19 protein-coding genes are annotated in these 20,926 nt (G+C 72.6%); 9 read left to right on the forward strand and 10 right to left on the reverse strand.

The genetic code is table 11. From position 1 onward, the window contains the following. The first annotated feature begins 52 nt into the window (after positions 1 to 52). The 3 genes from ACWGE1_RS08080 (at position 53) to ACWGE1_RS08090 (ending at position 1,657) form a co-directional block, all read left to right on the forward strand. The gene (locus ACWGE1_RS08080) at positions 53 to 1,228 is read left to right on the forward strand and encodes a helix-turn-helix domain-containing protein (RefSeq protein ID WP_453419714.1); all 1,176 of its coding nucleotides are present in this window, start codon (positions 53 to 55) and stop codon (positions 1,226 to 1,228) included. An 83-nt stretch (positions 1,229 to 1,311) separates the two neighbouring features. Then, on the forward strand, positions 1,312 to 1,476 hold the full coding sequence (locus ACWGE1_RS08085) for a hypothetical protein (protein WP_453419715.1): 165 nt from the start codon (positions 1,312 to 1,314) through the stop codon (positions 1,474 to 1,476). Further along, the gene (locus ACWGE1_RS08090; protein ID WP_453419716.1) at positions 1,469 to 1,657 is read left to right on the forward strand and encodes a hypothetical protein; all 189 of its coding nucleotides are present in this window, start codon (positions 1,469 to 1,471) and stop codon (positions 1,655 to 1,657) included. The genes ACWGE1_RS08085 and ACWGE1_RS08090 overlap by 8 nt, the downstream gene beginning before the upstream one ends. A 201-nt stretch (positions 1,658 to 1,858) precedes the next feature. On the opposite strand, the gene ACWGE1_RS08095 is transcribed toward ACWGE1_RS08090, so the two are convergent. Further along, entirely contained in the window at positions 1,859 to 3,700 is a 1,842-nt protein-coding gene (locus tag ACWGE1_RS08095) for an AMP-dependent synthetase/ligase (RefSeq protein WP_453419717.1), read from the reverse strand. Between the two features lie 85 nt (positions 3,701 to 3,785). Between ACWGE1_RS08095 and ACWGE1_RS08100 the strand changes: the two genes are divergently transcribed. Together ACWGE1_RS08100 and ACWGE1_RS08105 are read left to right on the forward strand one after the other, a co-directional pair. Next, positions 3,786 to 4,514 carry a MerR family transcriptional regulator gene (locus tag ACWGE1_RS08100; protein ID WP_453419718.1) on the forward strand — a complete coding sequence of 243 codons (729 nt, stop codon included), beginning with the start codon at positions 3,786 to 3,788 and terminating at the stop codon, positions 4,512 to 4,514. 11 nt (positions 4,515 to 4,525) lie between these two features. After that, a complete protein-coding gene (locus tag ACWGE1_RS08105) occupies positions 4,526 to 5,284 on the forward strand; it encodes a maltokinase N-terminal cap-like domain-containing protein (protein ID WP_453419719.1) in 759 nt (252 codons plus the stop codon). On the opposite strand, the gene ACWGE1_RS08110 is transcribed toward ACWGE1_RS08105, so the two are convergent. From ACWGE1_RS08110 to ACWGE1_RS08130, 5 genes are all read right to left on the reverse strand, one after another. Further along, positions 5,272 to 7,443 carry a 3-hydroxyacyl-CoA dehydrogenase NAD-binding domain-containing protein gene (locus ACWGE1_RS08110; protein ID WP_453419720.1) on the reverse strand — a complete coding sequence of 724 codons (2,172 nt, stop codon included), beginning with the start codon at positions 7,441 to 7,443 and terminating at the stop codon, positions 5,272 to 5,274. The genes ACWGE1_RS08105 and ACWGE1_RS08110 overlap by 13 nt on opposite strands. Before the next feature lie 44 nt (positions 7,444 to 7,487). Then, the gene (locus ACWGE1_RS08115) at positions 7,488 to 8,702 is read right to left on the reverse strand and encodes an acetyl-CoA C-acetyltransferase (protein WP_390171845.1); all 1,215 of its coding nucleotides are present in this window, start codon (positions 8,700 to 8,702) and stop codon (positions 7,488 to 7,490) included. A 78-nt stretch (positions 8,703 to 8,780) separates the two neighbouring features. Further along, positions 8,781 to 9,923 carry an acyl-CoA dehydrogenase family protein gene (locus ACWGE1_RS08120; protein WP_453419721.1) on the reverse strand — a complete coding sequence of 381 codons (1,143 nt, stop codon included), beginning with the start codon at positions 9,921 to 9,923 and terminating at the stop codon, positions 8,781 to 8,783. Positions 9,924 to 10,111: 188 nt separating this feature from the next. After that, positions 10,112 to 11,137: an LLM class F420-dependent oxidoreductase gene (locus tag ACWGE1_RS08125; RefSeq protein WP_453419722.1), complete on the reverse strand. Its 1,026-nt coding sequence runs from the start codon at positions 11,135 to 11,137 to the stop codon at positions 10,112 to 10,114. Then, complete coding sequence (locus ACWGE1_RS08130; RefSeq protein WP_453419723.1) at positions 11,137 to 12,288, reverse strand: CaiB/BaiF CoA transferase family protein; 1,152 nt, start codon at positions 12,286 to 12,288, stop codon at positions 11,137 to 11,139. The genes ACWGE1_RS08125 and ACWGE1_RS08130 overlap by 1 nt, the downstream gene beginning before the upstream one ends. Before the next feature lie 334 nt (positions 12,289 to 12,622). Here ACWGE1_RS08130 and ACWGE1_RS08135 point away from each other — a divergent pair, with 334 nt between their 5' ends. Beyond that, a complete protein-coding gene (locus ACWGE1_RS08135; RefSeq protein ID WP_453419724.1) occupies positions 12,623 to 14,236 on the forward strand; it encodes a PKD domain-containing protein in 1,614 nt (537 codons plus the stop codon). Positions 14,237 to 14,432: 196 nt separating this feature from the next. Further along, positions 14,433 to 15,632 carry a saccharopine dehydrogenase family protein gene (locus ACWGE1_RS08140; RefSeq protein ID WP_453419725.1) on the forward strand — a complete coding sequence of 400 codons (1,200 nt, stop codon included), beginning with the start codon at positions 14,433 to 14,435 and terminating at the stop codon, positions 15,630 to 15,632. Positions 15,633 to 15,719: 87 nt separating this feature from the next. Here ACWGE1_RS08140 and ACWGE1_RS08145 read toward each other — a convergent pair whose 3' ends face one another. Beyond that, entirely contained in the window at positions 15,720 to 16,397 is a 678-nt protein-coding gene (locus ACWGE1_RS08145; protein WP_453419726.1) for an endonuclease V, read from the reverse strand. Between the two features lie 26 nt (positions 16,398 to 16,423). Between ACWGE1_RS08145 and ACWGE1_RS08150 the strand changes: the two genes are divergently transcribed. Next, positions 16,424 to 16,723, forward strand: a complete 300-nt coding sequence (locus tag ACWGE1_RS08150) for a YciI family protein (RefSeq protein ID WP_453419727.1) — start codon at positions 16,424 to 16,426, stop codon at positions 16,721 to 16,723. 98 nt (positions 16,724 to 16,821) lie between these two features. Then, a complete protein-coding gene (locus tag ACWGE1_RS08155; protein WP_453419728.1) occupies positions 16,822 to 17,343 on the forward strand; it encodes an N-acetyltransferase family protein in 522 nt (173 codons plus the stop codon). Here ACWGE1_RS08155 and ACWGE1_RS08160 read toward each other — a convergent pair whose 3' ends face one another. From ACWGE1_RS08160 to ACWGE1_RS08170, 3 genes are all read right to left on the reverse strand, one after another. Beyond that, the gene (locus ACWGE1_RS08160; protein WP_453419761.1) at positions 17,344 to 18,414 is read right to left on the reverse strand and encodes a WD40/YVTN/BNR-like repeat-containing protein; all 1,071 of its coding nucleotides are present in this window, start codon (positions 18,412 to 18,414) and stop codon (positions 17,344 to 17,346) included. It lies immediately after the preceding gene. Between the two features lie 109 nt (positions 18,415 to 18,523). Continuing rightward, complete coding sequence (locus ACWGE1_RS08165) at positions 18,524 to 20,155, reverse strand: amidohydrolase (RefSeq protein WP_453419729.1); 1,632 nt, start codon at positions 20,153 to 20,155, stop codon at positions 18,524 to 18,526. Between the two features lie 59 nt (positions 20,156 to 20,214). Continuing rightward, positions 20,215 to 20,907 (reverse strand): TetR/AcrR family transcriptional regulator, encoded by a 693-nt coding sequence (locus ACWGE1_RS08170; RefSeq protein ID WP_453419730.1) that lies wholly within the window; start codon positions 20,905 to 20,907, stop codon positions 20,215 to 20,217. Positions 20,908 to 20,926 lie beyond the last annotated feature (19 nt).

Consider the following 20,926-nt stretch of genomic DNA (forward strand, 5'->3'; position numbering starts at 1 on the left):
GCACGGTGCGCGGGTACGGTCCATGATGACGAGTCGTGGACGGAGAGCGAGTATGCCCGCACCTGACGATGACCGCATCGGATCCCGGATTCGGGAGCAGCGGCGCCTTGCCCGCCTGACGCAGCGCGAGTTGGCCGACCGGATCCCGTACAGCCTCAGCCTCCTGAGCCAGGTCGAGTGCGGGGCGCGCCCTGCCACCCCGGGTTTCGTGGCGGCCGTGGCGCACGCGCTGCGGGTGGACTCGTCCAAGCTGACACTACCCCCCGCTGTGACCGCACTTCCTGCCGATCGACTGCTCACGTTGGTCGCCCCGATCCGGGAAGCCCTCGACCGGTACGACCTCGGGCCGAACCCGGGCCTGGCCTGTGTCCGGCCGGTGCCGGAGCTGATTGCCGAGGCGGACACCCTGTGTCAGCAGGTGCGGGCCACGCATCTTCGCGCAGCAGGGAAGGCACTGCCGCGCCTGATCCTGGAGCTGACGCACACCGTCTGCACGGCGCCGACCACACCGGCGTGGCAGGCCCTCGCATCGGCGTACCGGACCGCGCACGACGTGGCGTTGAAGCTCGATCACCCGGATCTCGCACGCGTCGCCCTGGACCGGATGGGCTGGGCCGCAGGCCACGCTTCGGACCCGTGCCTGGAGGCCGTGCAGCGGTACAAGCGGGCGACGCTGTGGCGGTGTGCCACGTCCGCTCCGCTGATCACGTCGGGGCAGGCCCTGCTCGCCGGCGAGATGAGCCGCGAGGCACTTGCCGTGACCGGGCAACTTCACCTCGGGCTGGCCACGGTGGCCGCGAAGGACGAGGACCGGGCCGCCGTGGAAACGCATCTTGCCGCCGCCCGGGAGCTCGCGGATCGCGTCGGTGGAGAGGCGGGCGACGTGCACTGGCTGAGTTTCGGGCGGGCCAACGTCCGGCTGCACGAGCTCGGTACGTCGATCGTGCTGCGCGATTTCGACGAGGCCCTCGGCCGGGCCCGCGCACTGAAACTGCCGGCGTCGACGCTGACGTCGCGGCGGGCACGGTATCTCGTGGACCGGGCGCTGGTGGAGATGGAGGCGGGCTCGGCGAAGACGTCGCTGGCGTACCTGGCGGAGGCCAGGAAGGTGGCTCCGGAGCAGACGCGGCATCTTCCGGGCACCCGGACCACGATTCGGGGGCTGGTGCACATGTCGCGACGGGCTCCTGACGGGCTGGGCGGGATGGCTCGCTGGATCGGGGCGTAGCACTCACAAATCTGTGAGCAATCCTCCTCCGCCGCCGCGTCAGGCTGGTGTCACCACCCGCTGACGACGATTGGGAGCACCCCGTGACGAGCCCCACCCCGCGCGGCGTATGGAGCCTCGACACCCCGGACGGTCCGGGTGTCGGCTTCGCCGCGGTGCACCATCCCAGTTCCGATCTTCTCGACCGTGCGCAGGTCGGCTGGGAGCGCTTCAACAGCGCCGCGAGCGAGGAATCGCCCGATGACTGAGGTGTACGAGTATCAGCCGCACGGGCTGCTCCGTAAGCGAGTTCGGGACATCGCGTCCGGCGTGGAGGGCGAGCTCATGGCCGTCATCGCCGAGGGCGTCGTGGACATCGCGTACATCCGGAAGTCGGACGGCCGCGAGTTCACCACCGCCGCCGCCAACGTTCAGGCAGCCGGCCAGTGAGCGGGCTCGGGCGTCGGACCCCGTCGACACGGACAGCCAGGATGTGACCGCTCATGTCCTCGCCCGCGTCGCAGCGGTGTTCAGGACGCGGCCCGGGCGGGGTTTCGTCATCGCGCGCTGAGCGCCGGCCCCACCGTCTCCGCGAGGACGCCGCGGCCCCCGGTGGGGTGAGCGCCGCCCACCCCACCGGGGCCCTTCGGGTCACGCCGTCTCGTGCGGCTCCTCGTACAGGCCCTCGATCAGGGCGCCGTACTTGTCACGGACCACCCGGCGGCGGAGCTTGAGCGAGGGGGTGAGTTCCCCGGTCTCGGGGCCCCACTCCTCGGTCAGCAGCCGGTAGCGCTTGATCTGCTCCGTCCGGTTGAGCCGGGCGTTGGCCGCCTCCACCGCGCGGGCGATCTCCTCCCGGACGGCGGGGTGCGCGGCGAGCTCGGCCGGGGAGGCGGCCTCGATGCCGCGGGCCGCGGCCCAGACCGGGGCCAGCTCCGGGTCGAGGACCAGCAGGGCCACGAGGTAGGAGCGGCCGTCGCCGTGCACCAGGGCCTGGCCGATGAGCGGGTGCTCCTTGACCGTGTTCTCCACCAGGGCCGGCGAGACGTTCTTGCCGTTCGAGGTGATGATCAGTTCCTTCTTGCGGTCGGTCAGCCAGAGGTACCCGTCCTCGTCGAGCCGGCCGATGTCCCCCGTCGGGAACCAGCCCCCGTCGTCGCTCGCGCTCTCCAGCGAGCCGTCCGGCCGCAGATAGCCGCCGAAGACGGTCTCCCCACGGGTGAGGATCTCCCCGTCCTCGGCCAGCCTCAGCTCCAGCCCCTCGATCGCCCGGCCCACCGAGCCGAGCCGGAAGCCGTCCGGGCTGTTGACCGTGCACACGCCCGAGGTCTCGGTGAGCCCCCAGGCGTCCATGATGGTGATGCCCCAGCCGGCCCAGAAGCGGACCACGTCGATCGGCATCGGTGCGGTGGCGCTGGCCGTCCACGCCAGCCGGTCCATGCCCGCCAGCCCCAGCAGCGGGTCCAGTACCTGCTGCTTCACCTCGGCGTACGAGGCTTCGAGCGCGGCCGGTACCTCCTCGCCGCGCTCCAGGTGACCTGCCCTGGTGCGGGCGAGGTCGTTCGCGGCCTCGATGGCGGTGCGCTGCGCCTCGGGAAGCTGCGCGAGGACCGCGCGGACCGAGGCGGCGAGCTTCTCCCACACCCGGGGCACGCCGAAGAACTGCACCGGGTGCAGCTCGCGGACGGCCCCCGACACGGCGGCGGGGTCGGCGCACAGCCGGACGTGCGAGGCCCGCAGCAGGGGCAGGTAGATGCCGAGGACCCGCTCGGCGATGTGCGCGAAGGGCAGGTAGCAGATGTGCTCGGCGTGCTCGGGCAGATCCACGTGCCGGTCGAGGCGGATCGCCTGGAGCATGAGGTTGCGGTGGGTCAGCCGCACGCCCTTGGGGTCACCGGTGGTGCCGGAGGTGTAGACGACGGTCAGCGGGTCCTCGGGCCGGGTCTCCTGCCAGGCCTTCTCGAAGGCGTCGGCGCGGTGGAGCCGGGCCCCGCCGGCGTGCAGGGAGCCGTACGTGGAGTGCGCGCCGGCCTCGGCGGCCTCCGCCACGACGAGACGCTCCAGGGGCACGTCCCTGTCGGCGAGCAGCGGCTCCCACCGCAGGAGTTCGCGGGCGCCCTCGACGACCGCGACGCGGGCCCGGCTGTGGCGGGCTATGTGGGCGATCTGCTCGGGCGCGGAGGTCCCGTACACGGTGACGGGCACGGCGCCGAGGTGGACGAGGGCGAGGTCGCTGAGCCAGTGCTCGGGGCGGTTGCCCATCATCATCAGCACGTGTTCGCCGCGCTCGACGCCGAGGGCGGCGTAGCCGGAGGCGAGGACGGCTACCTTGCGGCGCACCTCGCTCCAGGTGAGGGTCGTCCACTCGGCGGCGTCGGGGCCGGACCGCCACGAGAGGGCGGGGAGCTCCCCGTACTCGGTGGCGTTGCGGGCCAGCAGGGCCGGCAGGGTGATCTCTTCGGGTCGTCCGGGCAGTCGCAGGTTCGTGGTCATGGGCAGCTCCTGGCCGTTTCACATCGTTGGTGCGACAGCAATACTGTTGAACCCAAGCTGTGGAGCAGAGAGCGAGGCGCAGACGATGGCCGACCAGGCACCCGAGCCGATGCTCACCGTCGACGAGCTGGCGGCCAGGGCGGGCGTCACCGTGCGCACCGTTCGTTTCTACAGCACCCGCGGGCTTTTGCCCCCTCCCGTGATCGGCCCTCGTCGGGTGGGGCACTACGGGCCGGAGCACCTGTCCCGGCTGGCACTGATCGAGGAGCTGCAGCACCAGGGCATGACCCTGTCCGCCATCGAGCGCTATCTGGACGCGCTGCCCGACGACCTGAGCGCCCATGACCTGGCGATCCACCGGGCGATGGTGGCCAGTTGGGCTCCGGACGCGGCCCAGGAGGCGTCGCGGGAGGAGCTGGAGAAGCGGGCGGGGCGGAGCCTGTCGGACACCGATGTCCGGCGGCTGACGGCGATGAACGTGCTGGCCGTCTCGGGGGACGGGTTCCGGGTCGACGTGGGGCTGCTGCGGCTGGGGGTCGCGCTGCTCGACGTACCGATCGCGCACGAGACGATCCTGGCGGCGCGCAGGGTGCTGATGGAGCACGCCAGGGCGTCGGCGCACGAGCTGACGGCGCTGTTCCGGGACGAGGTGTGGGGGCCCTTCACGGAGGGCGAGAGCGACCCGGAGCAGGTGGAGTCGATGAAGGCGCTGTCGGCGCACATGCAGCCGATGGTGGTACAGGCGCTGGTGACGGCCTTCCAGCGGTCGCTGCGGGAGGAATTGCGGGCGGCGTTCTCCTCGGAGACCGGGTAACTTCCACGATCATGGCCGTCATTCACCGCACCACCATGTCGCCCGGCAAGCTCGAACTCCTCGCCGGCTGGTTGCCCCTGCGCCCCTGGTACCGGGGCGGCGCGGGTGGCCCCGAGCTGGCGAAGGCCGGTGGTTTCCGGCTCGACGACCCCGAGGGCGAGGTGGGCATCGAGTTCATGGTGGTCACCGACGCCTCGGGGGACGCACCGGTGACCTACCAGGTGCCGCTCACCTACCGGGGGGCGCCGCTGGAGGGGGCCGGAGGCTCGCTGATCGGCACCTCGGAGCACGGTGTGCTCGGCCGCCGCTGGATCTACGACGGCGTGCACGACCCCGTCCTGGTCGAGCAGTTGCTGGCCCTGCTGGCGGGTCGTACGACGGCCCAGGACCAGAACGCGAGCGACGCCCCCGACCCGGGGATCGAGGTCCGCGCCGCGGGGGCGGGCGTACCGGCGGGCCTGACCGGCCCCGGGGCCGTGACGGACACCGCCGACGCGACGGTCGTCACGGTGGGCCCGGCGGGGCGGGAGCGGCCGGTGTCGGTCCTGACCGTGTCCCGGGTGCTGGACCGCGGACCCGCCCCCGCCGGGGAGGCCCCCGCCGGCGACGGCGTCCTCGGGCGGCTGGTGGCCCACTGGTCCGCCCCGGACGGTACCGGCGAGCGCGGGGTGTTCGCCGTGCTGCGGGACGACGGCGAACGCCAGGTCGTGTCGTGTCCCCGGGGCCCGCACGCGGCGGGCCCCGGGGCGGGCCGGGCTCAGTCCGTGTAGGTCTCGCCCCGCTCGGCCTTGGCGATCAGCGAGGCGGGCGGGATGAACCGCTCGCCGTACTGCCCGGCGAGCTCGCGGGCGCGGGCGACGAAGCCCGGCAGACCGCCCTCGTAGCCGTTGATGTACTGGATCACGCCGCCCGTCCAGGCCGGGAAGCCGATGCCCATGATGGAGCCGATGTTGGCGTCGGCGATCGAGGTGAGGACCCCCTCGTCGAGGCAGCGGACGGTGTCCAGGGCCTCGGAGAAGAGCATCCGCTCCTTCATGTCCTCGAAGGGGACCTCGACGTCCGGCTTCGTGAAGTGCTCGCGCAGGCCCGGCCAGATGCGGGAGCGCTTGCCGGACTCGTCGTATTCGTAGAAGCCGGCTCCGCCGCTGCGGCCCGGACGGCCGAACTCGTCGACCATGCGGTCGATGACGGTGTCCGCGGGGTGCTCGGACCAGGTCCGGCCCTCGGCCTCGAAGGCCTTGCGGGACTCGTTGCGGATCTTGCGCGGCAGGGTGAGGGTGAGCTCGTCCATGAGCGAGAGCACCTTCGCCGGGTAGCCGGCCTGGGCGGCGGCCTGCTCGATCGAGGCGGGCTCCACGCCCTCGCCGACCATCGCCACGCCCTCGTTGATGAACTGGCCGATGACGCGCGAGGTGAAGAAGCCGCGCGAGTCGTTCACCACGATCGGGGTCTTGTTGATCTGGCGGACCAGGTCGAAGGCGCGGGCGATGGCCTCGTCGCCCGTCTGCTCCCCCTTGATGATCTCCACGAGCGGCATCTTGTCGACGGGCGAGAAGAAGTGCAGTCCGATGAAGTCGACCGGCCGCGAAACCCCTTCGGCGAGCCCGGTGATGGGCAGCGTGGAGGTGTTGGAGCAGAGCAGCGCGTCCGGCTCGACGACGTCCTGGATCTCCTGGAACACCTTGTGCTTGAGGGCGGTGTCCTCGAAGACGGCCTCGATGACGGCGTCGCAGCCCGCGAGGTCGGCCGCGTCGGCGGTCGGGGTGATCCGGGCGAGCAGCTCGGCGCGCTTGGCCTCGGTGGTCCGGCCCCGGGAGAGCGCCTTGTCGAGCAGCTTCTCGGAGTACGCCTTGCCCTTGGCGGCGGCCTCGGCGGTGACGTCCTTCAGGACCACCTCGATGCCGGCGCGGGCGCAGGAGTAGGCGATGCCCGCACCCATCATCCCGGCGCCGAGGACGGCGACCTTGCGGACCTGGCGCGGCTCGATCCCCTGCGGGCGGCTGCGGCCCGCGTTGACGGCCTGGAGGTCGAAGAAGAACGCCTGGATCATGTTCTTGGCGGTCTGTCCGGTGACCAGCTCGGTGAAGTAGCGGGCCTCGATGGTCAGCGCGGTCTCGAAGTCCACCTGGGAGCCCTCGACGGCGCAGGCCAGGATGTTGCGCGGGGCCGGGTAGGGGGCGCCGTTCAGCTGCTTCTTCAGGCTGGCCGGGAAGGCCGGGAGGTTGGCGGCGAACCGCGGGTTGGACGGCGTACCGCCGGGGATCTTGTAGCCGGGTACGTCCCAGGGCTGCTTCGACTCGGGGTTCGCGTCGATGAAGGCGCGGGCCTTGTCCAGCATCTCCTCGGTGGTGGCGGCCAGTTCGTGCACCAGGCCGTTGTCCAGGGCGCGCTGGGGGGTGTACTGGGTCCCCTGGAGCAGCACCTTCAGCAGCGCGTCGGCGATGCCCATCAGGCGCACGGTACGGGTGACACCGCCACCGGCGGGGAGCAGGCCGAGGGTGACCTCGGGCAGGCCGATCTTGGAGCCGGGAGCGTCCAGGGCGACGCGGTGGTGGGAAGCGAGGCAGATCTCGTAACCCCCGCCGAGCGCAGCGCCGTTGATGGCGGCGACGACGGGCTTGCCGAGGGTCTCGATGCGGCGCAGCGAGCGCTTGATCTCGGTGCCGGTGTCGAAGGCGAGCTGCGCGTGCTCGGGGCGCAGCCGGATCATGTCCTTGAGGTCGCCGCCCGCGAAGAAGGTCTTCTTGGCGGAGGTGTAGATGATGCCGCGGATGGAGTCCTTCTCGGCCTCGGCGCGGTCGGCGATCGCCGCGATGGAGTCCTTGAAGGCCTGGTTCATCGTGTTGGCGGACTGGCCCGGGTCGTCCAGGATCAGGGTGACGACGCCGGTCTCGTCCTGTTCCCAGCGGATCGTGGTGGACTCGCTCATGTTCGCTACTTCCGTGTCGGAGGGGTCGGGGGATACAGGACGGTTCAGAGGCGTTCGACGATGGTGGCGACACCCATGCCGCCGCCGACACAGAGGGTGACGAGCCCGTAGCGCTTGTCCTGGCGCTCCAGCTCGTCGACGATCGTGCCGAGGATCATCGCGCCGGTGGCGCCGAGCGGGTGGCCCAGCGCGATGGCGCCGCCGTTGACGTTGACCTTGTCGAGGGACAGGCCCATGTCCTTGACGAAGCGCAGGACGACGCCCGCGAAGGCCTCGTTGATCTCGACGAGGTCGATGTCGTCGATGGTCAGCCCGGCCTTGGCGAGGGCCTTGCGGGTGGCGGGGGCGGGGCCGGTGAGCATGATGGTGGGCTCGGAGCCGGAGACGGCCGCCGAGACGATCCGGGCGCGCGGGGTGAGTCCGCCCCGCTCCCCCGCCTCGCGGGAGCCGATCGCGACGAGCGAGGCGCCGTCGACGATGCCGGAGGAGTTGCCCGCGTGGTGGACGTGGTCGATCTTCTCGACCCAGTGGTACTTCTGGAGCGCGACGGCGTCGAAGCCGCCGAGCTCGCCGATGTCCGCGAAGGACGGCTTGAGCTTGGCGAGGGTGTCGGCGGTGGTCCCGGGGCGGACGAACTCGTCGTGGTCCAGGACGATCAGGCCGTTGCGGTCGGTGACCGGGACCACGGACTTCGCGAAGCGACCGTCCTTGATCGCGGCGGCGGCGCGCTCCTGCGACAGGGCCGCGTACTCGTCGACGTCGCGCCGGGAGAAGCCCTCGATGGTGGCGATCAGGTCGGCGCCGATGCCCTGCGGGACGAAGCCGGTGTCCCAGTTGGTCATGGGGTCGGCGAACCAGGCGCCGCCGTCGGAGGCCATCGGGACGCGGGACATGGACTCGACGCCGCCCGCGAGGACCAGGTCCTCCCAGCCGGAGCGGACCTTCGCGGCGGCCAGGTTGACGGCCTCCAGACCCGAGGCGCAGAAGCGGTTCTCCTGCACGCCGGCCACGGTGTCCGGGAGCCCGGCGGCGATCGCCGCGATGCGGGCGATGTCGGAACCCTGGTCGCCGACCGGGCCGACGACACCGAGCACGATGTCGTCGATGGTGGCGGGGTCCAGGCCGGGGTTGCGCTCGCGCAGGGCGTCGATGAGGCCGACCACCAGGTCGATCGGCTTGGTGCCGTGCAGGGCACCATTGGCCTTGCCGCGGCCGCGCGGGGTGCGGATCGCGTCGTATACGTAAGCTTCGGTGCTCACTGGTCAAGCCTTTCGGTGTTCTGGAAGGTCCTTGGGAAGGCCCTCGGGAAGGTCCTCGGGAGGGGTCGTGCGGGAGGTTCAACCGAGGAGGGAGCGGCCGATGATCTCCTTCATGATCTCGGTCGTGCCGCCGTAGATGGTCTGGATCCGGCCGTCGGTGAAGGCCCGCGCCACCCGGTACTCGGTCATGTATCCGTATCCGCCGTGGAGTTGCAGGCAGCGGTCGGCGACGCGCTTCTGCAGCTCGGTGGCCCACCACTTGGCCATCGAGGCGTGGACGTGATCGAGTTCGCCGTTCGCGTGGTCGGTGATGCACCGGTCGAGGAAGGTCCGGGTGACGGCGACCTCGGTGGCCATCTCCGCGATCTCGAACCGGATGTGCTGCAGCTTGGCCAGCGGACGGCCGAAGGCCTCGCGCTCCTTCACGTACTGGGTGGTGATCTCCAGCAGGTGCTCGGCGGCGGCGATGCCGGCCATCGCTATGCCCATCCGCTCCTGGGCGAGATTGGTCATCAGGTGGACGAAGGCGCCGTTGAGTTCGCCGAGCAGGTTCTCCTTCGGGACGCGTACGTCGTTGAAGAACAGTTCGGCGGTGTCCTGGGACTTCTGGCCGATCTTGTCGAGGTTGCGGCCCCGCTCGAAGCCCTCCGCGCCGCGCTCGACGACCAGCAGCGACAGCCCGTGCGCCCCGCCCTCGGGGGTGGTCTTCGCGACCACGATCACCAGGTCGGCGAGGATGCCGTTGGAGATGAAGGTCTTGGAGCCGTTCAGCACCCAGTGGTCGCCGCGGTCCTCGGCGGTGGTCCGGATCCCCTGGAGGTCGGAGCCCGCGCCCGGCTCGGTCATCGCGATGGCGGTGATGGTCTCCCCGGAGCAGAACCCGGGCAGCCAGCGTCGCTTCTGCTCCTCGGTGGCGAGCGAGGTCAGGTAGGGCCCGATGATGTCGTTGTGCAGGCCGATGGCCAGTCCGGGGGCGCCCGCGCGGGTGAACTCCTCGGCTATCACGGCGGCGTAGCGGAAGTCGGTGTTCCCGCCGCCGCCGTACTCCTCCGGGACGGCGAGGCCCAGCAGCCCCTGCCGGCCGGCGGCCCGCCAGGCCTCACGGCTGACGATGCCGTCCTTCTCCCACTGCTCGTAGTGCGGCAGCACCTCCTTGGCGAGGAAGGTGCGTACGGTCTCGCGAAACGCCTCGTGGTCGGCGTCGAAGATGCGTCGTTGCATCGGGTCCCCTCTCAGCGGGGTCGGGATGGGTCCGGGTGGGTGAAGCAGCGGGTCGGGGGCGGAGTCCGGGCACGTGCCGGGAGGAGAGCGCGGCGGCGCCGCGTGCGGCGGGCGGGGTGCGTCCGGGTGGGGTGCGCCCGGGTGGCAGCCACCGGTACGCGACACCGACCGGACTCATCCCGACCCGCTCAGAGCCAGCTCTTGACGGTCTCGATCAGCTTGGCCGGGTCGGGGCCGACGGGCGTGACGTTGAGCATGGTGACGCCGGCCTCCCTGAAGGCCGCGATCCGGTCGCGTACGTAACCCTCGGGCCCGCACAGCGTCATCAGCTCGCAGAACTCGTCCGGGACGGCGGCCGCGGCGTCGCGTTTGCGTCCGGAGAGGTACAGCTCCTGGATCCGGCGGGCCTCCTCCCCGTATCCGTAGGCGACGGCGAGGTCGTTGTAGAAGTTCTTGCCGACCGCGCCCATGCCGCCGACGTACAGCGCGATCTGCGGGCGCGCGAGGTCCCGTGCGGCGGCCGCGTCCGGGCCGATGGCGAGCAGGCCGCCCGCGACGGTCTGCAGCGGGCCGAGCTCCGGCGACCGGGCGGCCGCCCCCTCGGCGAGCGGGCCGCCCCACACCGCGGCGGCCTTCTCCGGGATGAAGAGCGTGGGCAGCCAGCCGTCCGCGATCTCGGCGGTCATGCGTACGTTGGCCGGGCCGAGCGAGGCGATGTAGACGGGAATCCCGGGGCGGACCGGCCGGGTGAGGATCTTCAGCGGCTTGCCGTGCCGACCGCCCTTCGACGGCGGCAGCGGCATGTCCGTGATGCCGTGGTGGTCGATCGTCTCGCGGCGCCAGATGCGCCGGCACAGGTCGACCGTCTCCCGGGTCCGGCCCAGCGGCCTGTCGTACGCCATCCCGTGCCATCCCTCGACGACCTGCGGGCCGGAGGCGCCGAGACCGAGCAGGGCACGGCCGCCGGAGAGCGCGTCGAGGCCGGCGGCCGTCTGGGCGATCAGGCCGGGGGTGCGCGAGTAGACGTTGAGGATGGCCGAGCCGATCTTCAGCCGCTCGGTGCGGGCAGCGAGATAGCCCATGATCGTCGGGGAGTCGAAGCCCCATGCCTCGGCCACCCACACGGCATCGAGCCCGGCCGACTCCAGCGCGGCCGCCTCGTCGGCGGCCCGGCGCGGATCCCCGGCGTAGTCGAGCATCATGGACAGTTCCATCAGTGCTCCTTCCCGAGCAGGGCAGGTACGTCCCAGTCGGCCGCCACCGACTCGGCGTGCGCACCCGGCTGCGCCGGACCGCCCGTGACGGCGCCCGGGGTCACCGAGAACCGCGGCGCGGGCGCGGGCTGGACGATCCCGCCGAAGTCGGTGAAGGTCCCGCGGGCGGCGAGGTGCGGGTGGTCCGGGGCCTCGCGCAGCGAGAGCACGGGTGCCACGCAGGCGTCGGTCCCCTCGAAGACGGCCGTCCACTCCGCGCGCGTGCGGGTCCTGAAGCGGGCGGCGACGGCGGTCCGCAGCTCGCCCCAGCGGGCGAGGTCCTTGCGGGCCGGGGCCCGGTCCTGGATGCCGAGGAGCTCCACGAAGGTGTCGTAGAACTGCTGCTCCAGCGCGCCGACCGCCATGTACTGGCCGTCGGAGGTCTCGTAGGTGCCGTAGAAGGGACAGCCGCCGTCGAGGAGGTTGGTCCCGCGGCGGTCCTGCCAGCCGCCCGCCGCCATCATTCCGTGGATCATGGCGGTGAGGTGGGCGGTGCCGTCGACGATGGCCGCGTCGACGACCTGGCCGGCGCCGGTGGCACGGGCGTGGTGCAGGGCGGCCAGCACCCCGATCACCAGGTACAGCGAGCCGCCCGCGTAGTCCCCGACCAGGTTGGCGGGTACGGCCGGCGGCTCCCCCGGGTTGCCGATCATGCCGAGGGCGCCGGTGACGGCGATGTACGCGATGTCGTGCCCGGCGGTCTGCGCGAGCGGGCCCTCCTGGCCCCAGCCGGTCATCCGGCCGTAGACCAGCTTCGGATTGCGGGCGTGGCACTCGGCCGGGCCGACCCCCAGCCGCTCGGCGACCCCGGGGCGGAACCCTTCGACGAGTACGTCGGCCCGCTCGACCAGGTCCAGGACGCGGGCGGGCCCGTCGTCGGCCTTGAGGTCGACCAGAACGGAGCGTTTGCCGCGGTTGGTGATGTCGTAGGCCGGATCGACCGCGAGCCCGCCACCGCCGGGCCGGTCCACCCGTACGACGTCCGCGCCCAGGTCGGCGAGGAGCATGGCGGCGAACGGTCCGGGACCGATGCCCGCCAGTTCGACGACGCGCACTCCGGCGAGCGGGCCGGGCCCGCTCGTATCCCGGTTCCCGTTCCCTGTCACTGCCATCGGGCCCCCAGCGGCTCTGGTGTGCATGGTGTGCGTGGTGTGCGGCTATGTGACACATCTGATGTAACACCAGTGATGCTAGGAACGTGTTCCACCGAACACAAGCCCCCGGGCGGGGCTCCGCGCGGATGGCCGCGCCGCGAAATGTCCGGCTCCGCATGATCGGGCCAAGATCAAGAGCGACCCCCCTGATCTGCCGCGACGCGTCTCTGTACTCTGAACACGCTTTCTAAACTGATCAAGTGTTCAATCAGAAAATGGGGGGCCGGTGCGCAACCGCCGTCTCGTAGTTTCCGTCGCCGCCATAGCGGCAGGCGTTGGTCTCATCCCGGGCGTGGCCCAGGCCGACCCGGCCAAGCCGGACGCCCGCCGCGCGGCGACTCCCGACGTGGACCTGGGCAAGGCCGCGGCCGACGCGGCCAAGGGCCACACCTTCACCAGCCCTGCCGACCGCACGGTCCGCAAGGCGCTGCAGTCGGCCAAGGCCGGGGCGGCAGCCGCCCCTCAGACACAGTCGGCCACCGGCAACCCGGACCTCAAGGTCGGCCTGAGCGGCTACGGCACGACGGCGCACGGCATCGAGCTGAAGTCCACCCTCACCAGCGTGGCCACTCCGCTCGAGGTCACCATCAACTGGGGCGACGAGACGACCGAGGTCGTCAACGCGAACGGCGCCACGGTCCTGACGAACACGCACACCTACGCCGAGGTCGGCGCCTACTCGGTCACGGTCACCGTGAAGGACGCCGCCAACAACCTGTCGGCCTCCAACACGATCTCGGTCGTCACCCCCGGCTCCGACTTCACCCCGTACACCCCGACCCGTCTGCTGGACACCCGCTTCGGGACCGGCGTGGCGCAGGGCAAGGTCGGCCGGGGCGCCTCGACCCGCGTGAAGGTCGGCGGCAACGGCAAGATCCCCGCCGGGGTCACCGCCGTGGCGCTCAACGTCACCGTCACCAACGCCACCGACAGCGGCTTCATCACGGCCTTCCCCGAGGGCGTCGAGCGTCCGACCACGTCGAACGTCAACTTCAAGGCCGGCCAGACCGTCCCGAACATGGTCATCGTGCCGGTCGGCAAGAGCGGCTACGTGGAGCTCTACAACGGCAGCTGGCAGTCGGTCGACCTGATCGCCGACGTCACCGGCTACTTCACCCACACCGCCTCCAGCGGCTACACCCCGATCGACCCGACCCGCTTCGTCGACACCCGTGAGGGCCTCGGCGCCACCAAGCGCAAGCTCGCCGGCCAGTCGGCCTTCAGCACCCAGATCAGCGGCCTGCGCGGCGTGCCCCAGGGCATCTCCGCCGTGGCGCTCAACGTGACGATCACCGCCCCGCAGGGCGCCGGCCACCTGACCGTCTACCCGAGCGGCGGGGCGCTCCCGGCCACGTCCAACCTGAACTTCACCGGCGGCCAGACGATCGCCAACTCGGTGATCGTGCCCGTCTCGGCCGACGGAAAGCTCAGCGTGTTCAACGGCGCCTGGGCCCCGACCGACGTCGTCGTGGACGTCGTCGGCTACTACAGCAAGGACAGCGAGAGCGCCTTCGTGCCGCTCACGCCGGAGCGTGCCTTCGACACCCGCGAGCCCGAGGACCCGTTCTACGGGAAGGTGTGGGGCGAGACCTACGTGCCCCTGGCGATCTCCGACCTGGCACCGAGCGTCACGGGCTGGGTGATGAACTCGACGGTCGCGAACACGCGGGGCAACGGGTACCTCACGGTCACCCCGGACCCGAACTCGATGGACGACTACATCAACGAGTCGGCCTACTGGCCGACGCCGCCGAACTCCTCCAACCTGAACTGGACCAAGGGCGACGTCGTCCCGAACCTGGTCCAGGCGAGCAGCGGCGACCACGGCATCATCGACTTCTGGAATCGCGGCTGGGACGACGTCGACCTCATCGTCGACGTCTTCGGCCTCTACCAGAAGGGCTGATCGCCCCCGCCACCCCCGAGGTGGCCGGTGACCCCTCGCAGCGCCCCGGGAACGGCCTCCAGGCCGGGCCCGGGGCGCTGTTCGCGTCGTACCCGCTCCCCGTCAAGTCGCCCGACCCGCTTGCCGCACCCGCCCGCCCCGACGGCCGGGCAGCACGCTAGCCTCGGCCACCGAAACCCCCCTGGGAGGAGCGCTCATGAACGCACAGGTCCCGCACGACCGGCCGGAACGTGCCTACGACGTCGTACTCTTCGGCGCCACCGGGTTCGTGGGCGCACTCACCGCCGAGTACCTCGCCGCACACGCGCCCGCAGGCTGCCGGTGGGCCCTCGCCGGCCGGGACACGGCGAAGCTGGAGCGGCTGCGCGATCGGCTGGCCTCGATCGATCCGGCCTGCGCGCAGCTGCCGCTGCTGCGGGCCGACGCCCAGGACGCCTCGGCCGTGCGCGAGCTGGCCGCGTCCACCCGGGTGCTGGCCACGACGGTGGGTCCGTACGTCTGGTACGGCGCGGAGCTCGTGGCCGCCTGCGCCGAGGCGGGCACCGACTACGTGGACCTCACCGGCGAGCCGGAGTTCGTGGACCGCATGTACGTCGAGCACGACGCGCGGGCCCGGGAGACGGGGGCGCGGATCGTGCACGCCTGCGGCTTCGACTCGATCCCGGCCGACCTCGGTGCGTACTTCACGGTCCGGCAGCTGCCGCAGGGGGTCCCGCTGACGGTCGACGGGTTCGTCCGGTCCAACGCCCTGTTCTCCGGCGGCACCCTGGCTTCCGCGCTGACCGTGATGAGCCGCGGCCCCCAGAGCCTGGCGGCGGCCCGCGCCCGCCGGCTGTACGAGCCCCGCCTGCTGGAACGGCGGGCCCGCGGGCCGGTGGGAGCACCGCGGTTCAGCCGGGAGACCGGCACCTGGGCGCTGCCGCTGCCCACGCTGGACCCGCAGATCGTGGCCCGGTCGGCGGCCGCGCTGGAGCGGTACGGCCCGGACTTCCGCTACCGGCACTACGCCTCCGTCAGGCACCTGCCCGTCGCGGTGGGCGGTACGGCGGCGATGGCCGCGACGGTCGTCCTGGCCCAGGTGCCGCCGGCCCGGCAGTGGCTGATGAACCGCTGGGAGCCGGGGCAGGGGCCGGACGCGGAACGCCGCGCGCGCAGCTGGTTCACGGCGCGGTTCGTGGGCGAGGGCGGCGGCCGGCGCGTGCTCACCGAGGTGGCGGGCGGCGACCCGGGCTACGGGGAGACGGCGAAGATGCTGGCCGAGTCGGCCCTGTGCCTGGCCCACGACGCCCTGCCGGAGGTGGCCGGGCAGTTGACGACGGCCGTGGCGATGGGTGACGCCCTCATCGCCCGCCTCCAGAAGGCGGGGATCACCTTCCGGGTGGCGGACTCCCGCTGACGGATGGGCCGGGCGGGTGACCCGGTGGTCCCACGGCCGGCCCGGCGGGTGATCCGACGGCCGGCCGGGTGCCCCGCCGGTCCGGTTTCAGGAGGCCTCCCGCAGCGCCTTCCGGCACAGGGAGTCGGCGTGGCGGGTGGTCTCGGGAATCCGGAAGCGGGGGCTCAGGGCCAGGGCGTGCGCGCAGGCGTTGTCCAGCGAGACCCGGTGCCCGACGGAGACGTAGACGGGCTTGATCCCGTCCTGCGTGCGCAGCGCCCGGCCGACCTCTGCCCCGTCGGCCGCGAGCAGCGCGGCGGCGTCGCCCCGCCGGGCGCCCGGTTCCTCGTAGGTGAAGGTGAACGGGTTCTTCGCGACGCCGATGGCCGGGAGCCCGGTGACCACACCGAGGTGGCAGGCGAGGCCGAAGCCGCGGGGATGGGCGAGGCCGTAGCCGTCGCAGACGACCAGGCCGGGCTCGGTGTTCAGGGATGCGAGGGCGGCCAGTACGGTCGGCAGCTCGCGGAAGGCGAGCAGACCGGGCACGTAGGGGAAGCTGACGCGCCCGACGGCGGTGGCCTCCTCGACGACCTCCAGGGTGGCGGCGTCGAGCACCACGGCCGCGGCGGCGACCAGGTCGCGTGCGTCGTCGTAGGCGACGTCCACTCCGGCGACCAGGCCGCGGCCGGGTGGGGGGCCGGGCTCGGTGAGCACCACCTGATGGCGCAGTTCGTCCTGTATCGCCCGGGCCTCGGCCTCGTCGGCGGGGGTCTTCGCACTCGTCATGATTCAGCGAGAGTAGCCTGGCGATCATGTTCGTCATGGAGCTCACCTACACAGCCCCCGTCGAATCCGTCGAGGAGCAGATGGACGCACACATCGCCTGGCTGGACGGCTACTACGCCGCCGGCGTCTTCCTCGCGTCCGGACGCAAGGTCCCGCGCGACGGGGGCGTGATCCTGGCGGGCGGGGTGTCCCGGGCCGAGATCGAGAGGATCGCGGCCGAGGACCCCTTCACGGTGGCGGGCGTCTGCGCCTACACGATCACCGAGTTCCTCGCCACGAAGACCTCGGCGGACCTGTCGACGGTGCGGGAGAACCCGGTCGTGTAGCCGTGCCGTCGTGGAGTCGTGCTGCGCGGCCGGCGCGAGCCGCGCCGCCCCGCCGGCCCGCCCGCTCGACCCGGCCGTCCCCGCCCACCGGAGTGTTCATGCAGCCCCGCCCCGCCGTCCTCGCCGATGTTCCCGAGCTCATACGCCTGCGCGCCGTCGCCCTCGACGCCCTCGGGGCCGACCCCGGGCCCGCCGACGCCGCCTGGCGCCAGGTGGCCCGCGGCTGGTTCGCCGAGCGCATCGGCGAACGCCCCGACGTGCACTGCCTGGTCGTCGGCGGAGCACCCGGCGAACCGCTGCTCGCCACCGGCATGGCCTGGGTGACTCACCACCTGCCCGGCCCGCAGTGGACGGACGGCAGGCGCGGCTACCTCGACGGGATCGTCACCGACGCGCCCGCCCGCGGACGGGGCCACGGCCGGCGGATCGTCGACGGGCTGGTCGCCTGGCTCGACGGCATCGGCATCCACTACGTCCAGCTGCACGCCAGCCCCGACGGCGAGCCCGTCTACCGGGCCGCGGGCTTCACCGCCGGGCGCTATCCGGGCATGGACCTCTTCAACACGCCGGGGACTTCGGCCCCGCAGGCCCCGCCGGCCCCGCCGGCTGCGGGTGGCTGATCAGCGCCGCCGCTCCAGCCGCGCCACCCGCCCCTTCTCCCCCGCCGCCCAGCACCCGGTGTCTGCCGCGCAGTCGACCGTGTCGAACGACCCCGCCTCCAGGGACCGCCAGCTGCGGCCCCCGTCCGTGGTCAGATCCGTGCCGGTGGGTCCCACCGCGAGGGCCGTCCCGCCGCTGTACGGGAACCAGGCCGCGCCCGAGCGGTAGGCCGGCGGCGGCGTCGCGGCCTGGCTCCAGGTGCGTCCCCCGTCGGCGGACACGGCCGCGGCCTGCGGGGATGCCTCCCCGGTGCGGTAGTCACCGCCGACCGCGAGTCCCCGCGTACGGTCCCGGAAGGCGAGGGCGAAGACCCCGCGCGCCGGGTCGCCCGCCGGGACGGTGGACTCGGCGACCCGCCAGGTCAGACCGCGGTCCGCGGAGTGCAGGACCCGGGCGCGCTCCCCGCCGCCGGTGGCCAGCCAGACGTCGCGCGGGCCCGCGCTGACCAGGCACTGGCCGCTCGCGGCGAAGCCCGCCTCGCCCGGCAGGGCCTCGGGCATGCCCGCGTCAGGCAACACCCGCCAGTTCCGGCCGCCGTCGTCCGTGGACAGGATGCGGAACTTCCCGTCCACCGGATCACTCATCGCCAGTCCGTGCCGGGCGTCGAAGAAGGTGAGGCAGTCGTAGAAGGCGCGCGGGTCGGGATTGCGGAAGGTCTCGGTCCAGGTGGCGCCACCGTCCTCGGTGCGCAGCACCCGGGAGGCCTCGCCCTCCCCGATGGACAGGGCCACCGCGCGCCGCGCGTCGAAGGCCTCGATGTCGCGGAGTTCCAGACCTTCCGCGGCCGCACCGGGCGGCGAAACGTCACGCCAGCTGCGGCCGCCGTCCACCGTGCGCAGCACGGTCCCCTTCGAGCCGGCCACCCAGGCCGTGCTCCGGCTGACGGCCGCGAGCCCGCGGAAGCGCGCGTCCTTGCCGGTCTCCTTCAGCGCCCAGCCGGCGCCGCGTAAGTCCTGCGCCACCGGGGCTTGGCCCGCATCGGCCTGGGCGGGGGCGGCCAGTACCCCCACGACCAGGGCTGCCGCGCACATGCCGATTCCCACTTCCAGAAGTCTCATGGCGCCGGAAGCTAACGCACCCCGCAGGCGCCGTCCAGGGCGCCTTCCGGCCCCCGACCCGGCCCGTCGAACCGCTGCCGGGTCACAGGCTCGCGTCGCGGTGGGTCACCCCGCCGTCGACGACGGTGAGCAGCACCGGCAGGTCCGGCAGTTCGGTGGCCGCCACGGCGAGCGGATCGTCGGCGAGGACCGTCAGATCGGCGCGGCGGCCGACGCCGATCCGGCCCGCCCGGTGCTCCTCGCCCGCCGCGCGAGCGGCGTTGACGGTCATGCCCCGGAGGGCCTGCAGGGCGGTGAGGGCCTGCTCGGGCCCGTGCGGGGCCTGGGTGAGATCGCGGCCGGGACGGCGGTGGCGGGCGCCGCCCATGACGCCCAGCGGTGGGTACGGGGCGATCGGCCAGTCCGAGCCGAGGACCACCGTGGCTCCGGAGTCCCACAGGTCGCGGCAGCGCCAGGCGCGCGAGGCGCGCTCCTCGCCGAGGCGGCGGGACCAGTTGTCCGTGTGGTCGGCCCGGGTGAAGTCGCAGCAGTGGGTGGGCTGTACGGAGGCGATCACACCGAGCTCGGCGAACCGGCGCAGGGTTTCGTCCGGGACGGTCTCGATGTGCTCGATCCGGTGACGCACCCCGGTCGCGTGCCCACCGGAGGCCTGGGCCTTCTCGACGGCATCGAGGGCGTGCCGTACGGCGGCGTCGCCGATCGCGTGGGTGGCGGTGGGCACGCCGGCGCGGTGGAACTCGCCCACGATCCGCGTGTAGACCTCGGGGTCGGGCCAGAAGGCGTGGGTGGACTCGCCGTTGCGGTCCGGGTGTTCCAGCCAGGCGGTGCCGTTGTCGATCGTTCCGTCCATGAAGATCTTGACGCCGTCGGTGCGCCAGAGCCTGCCGCCGGCCCCCTGCTGCGCGATGAGCGCGCGTACTCCGGCGGGGTCGGTGCCGGGCTGGCACCAGGGCGCGACCCGCAGCCGCAGCGGTAGCTGTCCGGCCTCGTCGAGTTCGGCGTAGAAGGCGAGGCTGTCTCCGTTCGCGTCCATGGCGTGGCCGCCGGTCAGCCCGGCGGCGGCCATCGCGCGCAGTGCGGCGGCCAGCCGGTCGCGGCGCTCCTCGCGGGTGGGCTGCGGGGCGATGCGCTCGACGAGTTCGCAGGCGGCGTCCTCCAGGAGCAGGCCGGTGGGCCGGCCGGCCGCATCGCAGACCACCTCGGCGGAGGCCTGGTCGAAGGTCCGCGGCCCGTCCACACCGGCGAGTTCGAGGGCGCGCCAGCTGACCAGCATGGAGTGCGCGTCGAAGAGCAGGAGGAGGGCGGGCACTCCGTCGAGTACGGAGTCGAAGGGGGCGGTCTCGATCGGGTGGTCCCCGAAGGCGTTCGGGTCCAGGCCCCAGCCGGTCAGCCAGGCGCCGGGCGCGAGCCCGCGTACGCCGGAGGCGAGCGTCTCGCGGACCTGTTCCAGGTCGGTGCAGCCCGACAGGTCCAGGCCGTGGGTCAGTTCGGCACCCGAGACGGGGTGGATGTGGCCGTCGACCAGTCCGGGGGTCACCACGGCCCCCTTGAGGTCGATCACCGTCGTCGAGGCGTCGGCGAGCGCACGGATACGGCTGTCGTCGCCCAGCGCGGTGATCTGCCCGCCGGTCGCGGCCAGGGCGGTGTCCGGCAGGAACCCGCCCGTGGCCACGTCGAGCAGGCGGGCGTTGAGCAGGACGAGACGGGTGCGCACGGATCCTCCAGCGGGGGCGGGGCAGGACGGGACGGTACGGGAGCGAAGGGGGTAAAGGGTCAGGCGTCGCCGGTGAGGGCGCCGCGGGGCAGGCCGAGTTCGCGTTCCGCGGTGGTGACGGCCATCCGGGTGACCGCGTCGGGGCGCCCGCGGTCATCGGTGTTGGCGTGGGCGCCGAGGCCGTCGAGGACGACCAGGATTTGAATGGCCGTCACATACGGGTCCTCCGTACGGAACTCGCCGCGCTCGACGCCTTCCCGGATCAGGCCTTCCAGGCGGCCGCGCCACGCGGCCTCCTGCTCGGCGACCCGGTCGCGCAGGACGGGCCGGTAGCGGCTGAGGTGGCGGGCGTTGATCCAGAGCCGGCTGATGGCGTCGTAGGCCTCGCCGGAGGTGCGGGCGAGGAACCGGGCCAGGCGCGCGGTCGCGATCCCGCCCGGCGCATCCGGTCCGGCCGGCGCGTCCGGTCCGGCCGATGCGTCAGGTCCGGTCGGCGCGTCCGGTCCGGTCGACAGGAGGAGCTCCAGCTCCGCCCCGGCCGCCGTCCCGAATGCCTCGGCGACCAGGTCCTCCACCGAGGGGAAGTAGTGGCTGATCAGCCCCGGCCGGACATCGAGCTCGTCGGCGATCCGGCGCAGCGTGAGGCACTCCAGCCCTTCGGACAGGGCGACGGCGGCCGCCGTGTCGACGATCTCGGCCCGGCGGGCCTCCGGGGACTTGCGGATTCGCTTGCGCTGGACGCTTGACGACATACCGAGGATGCTATTGAGC

Source organism: Streptomyces sp. NPDC054932, assembly GCF_053610205.1.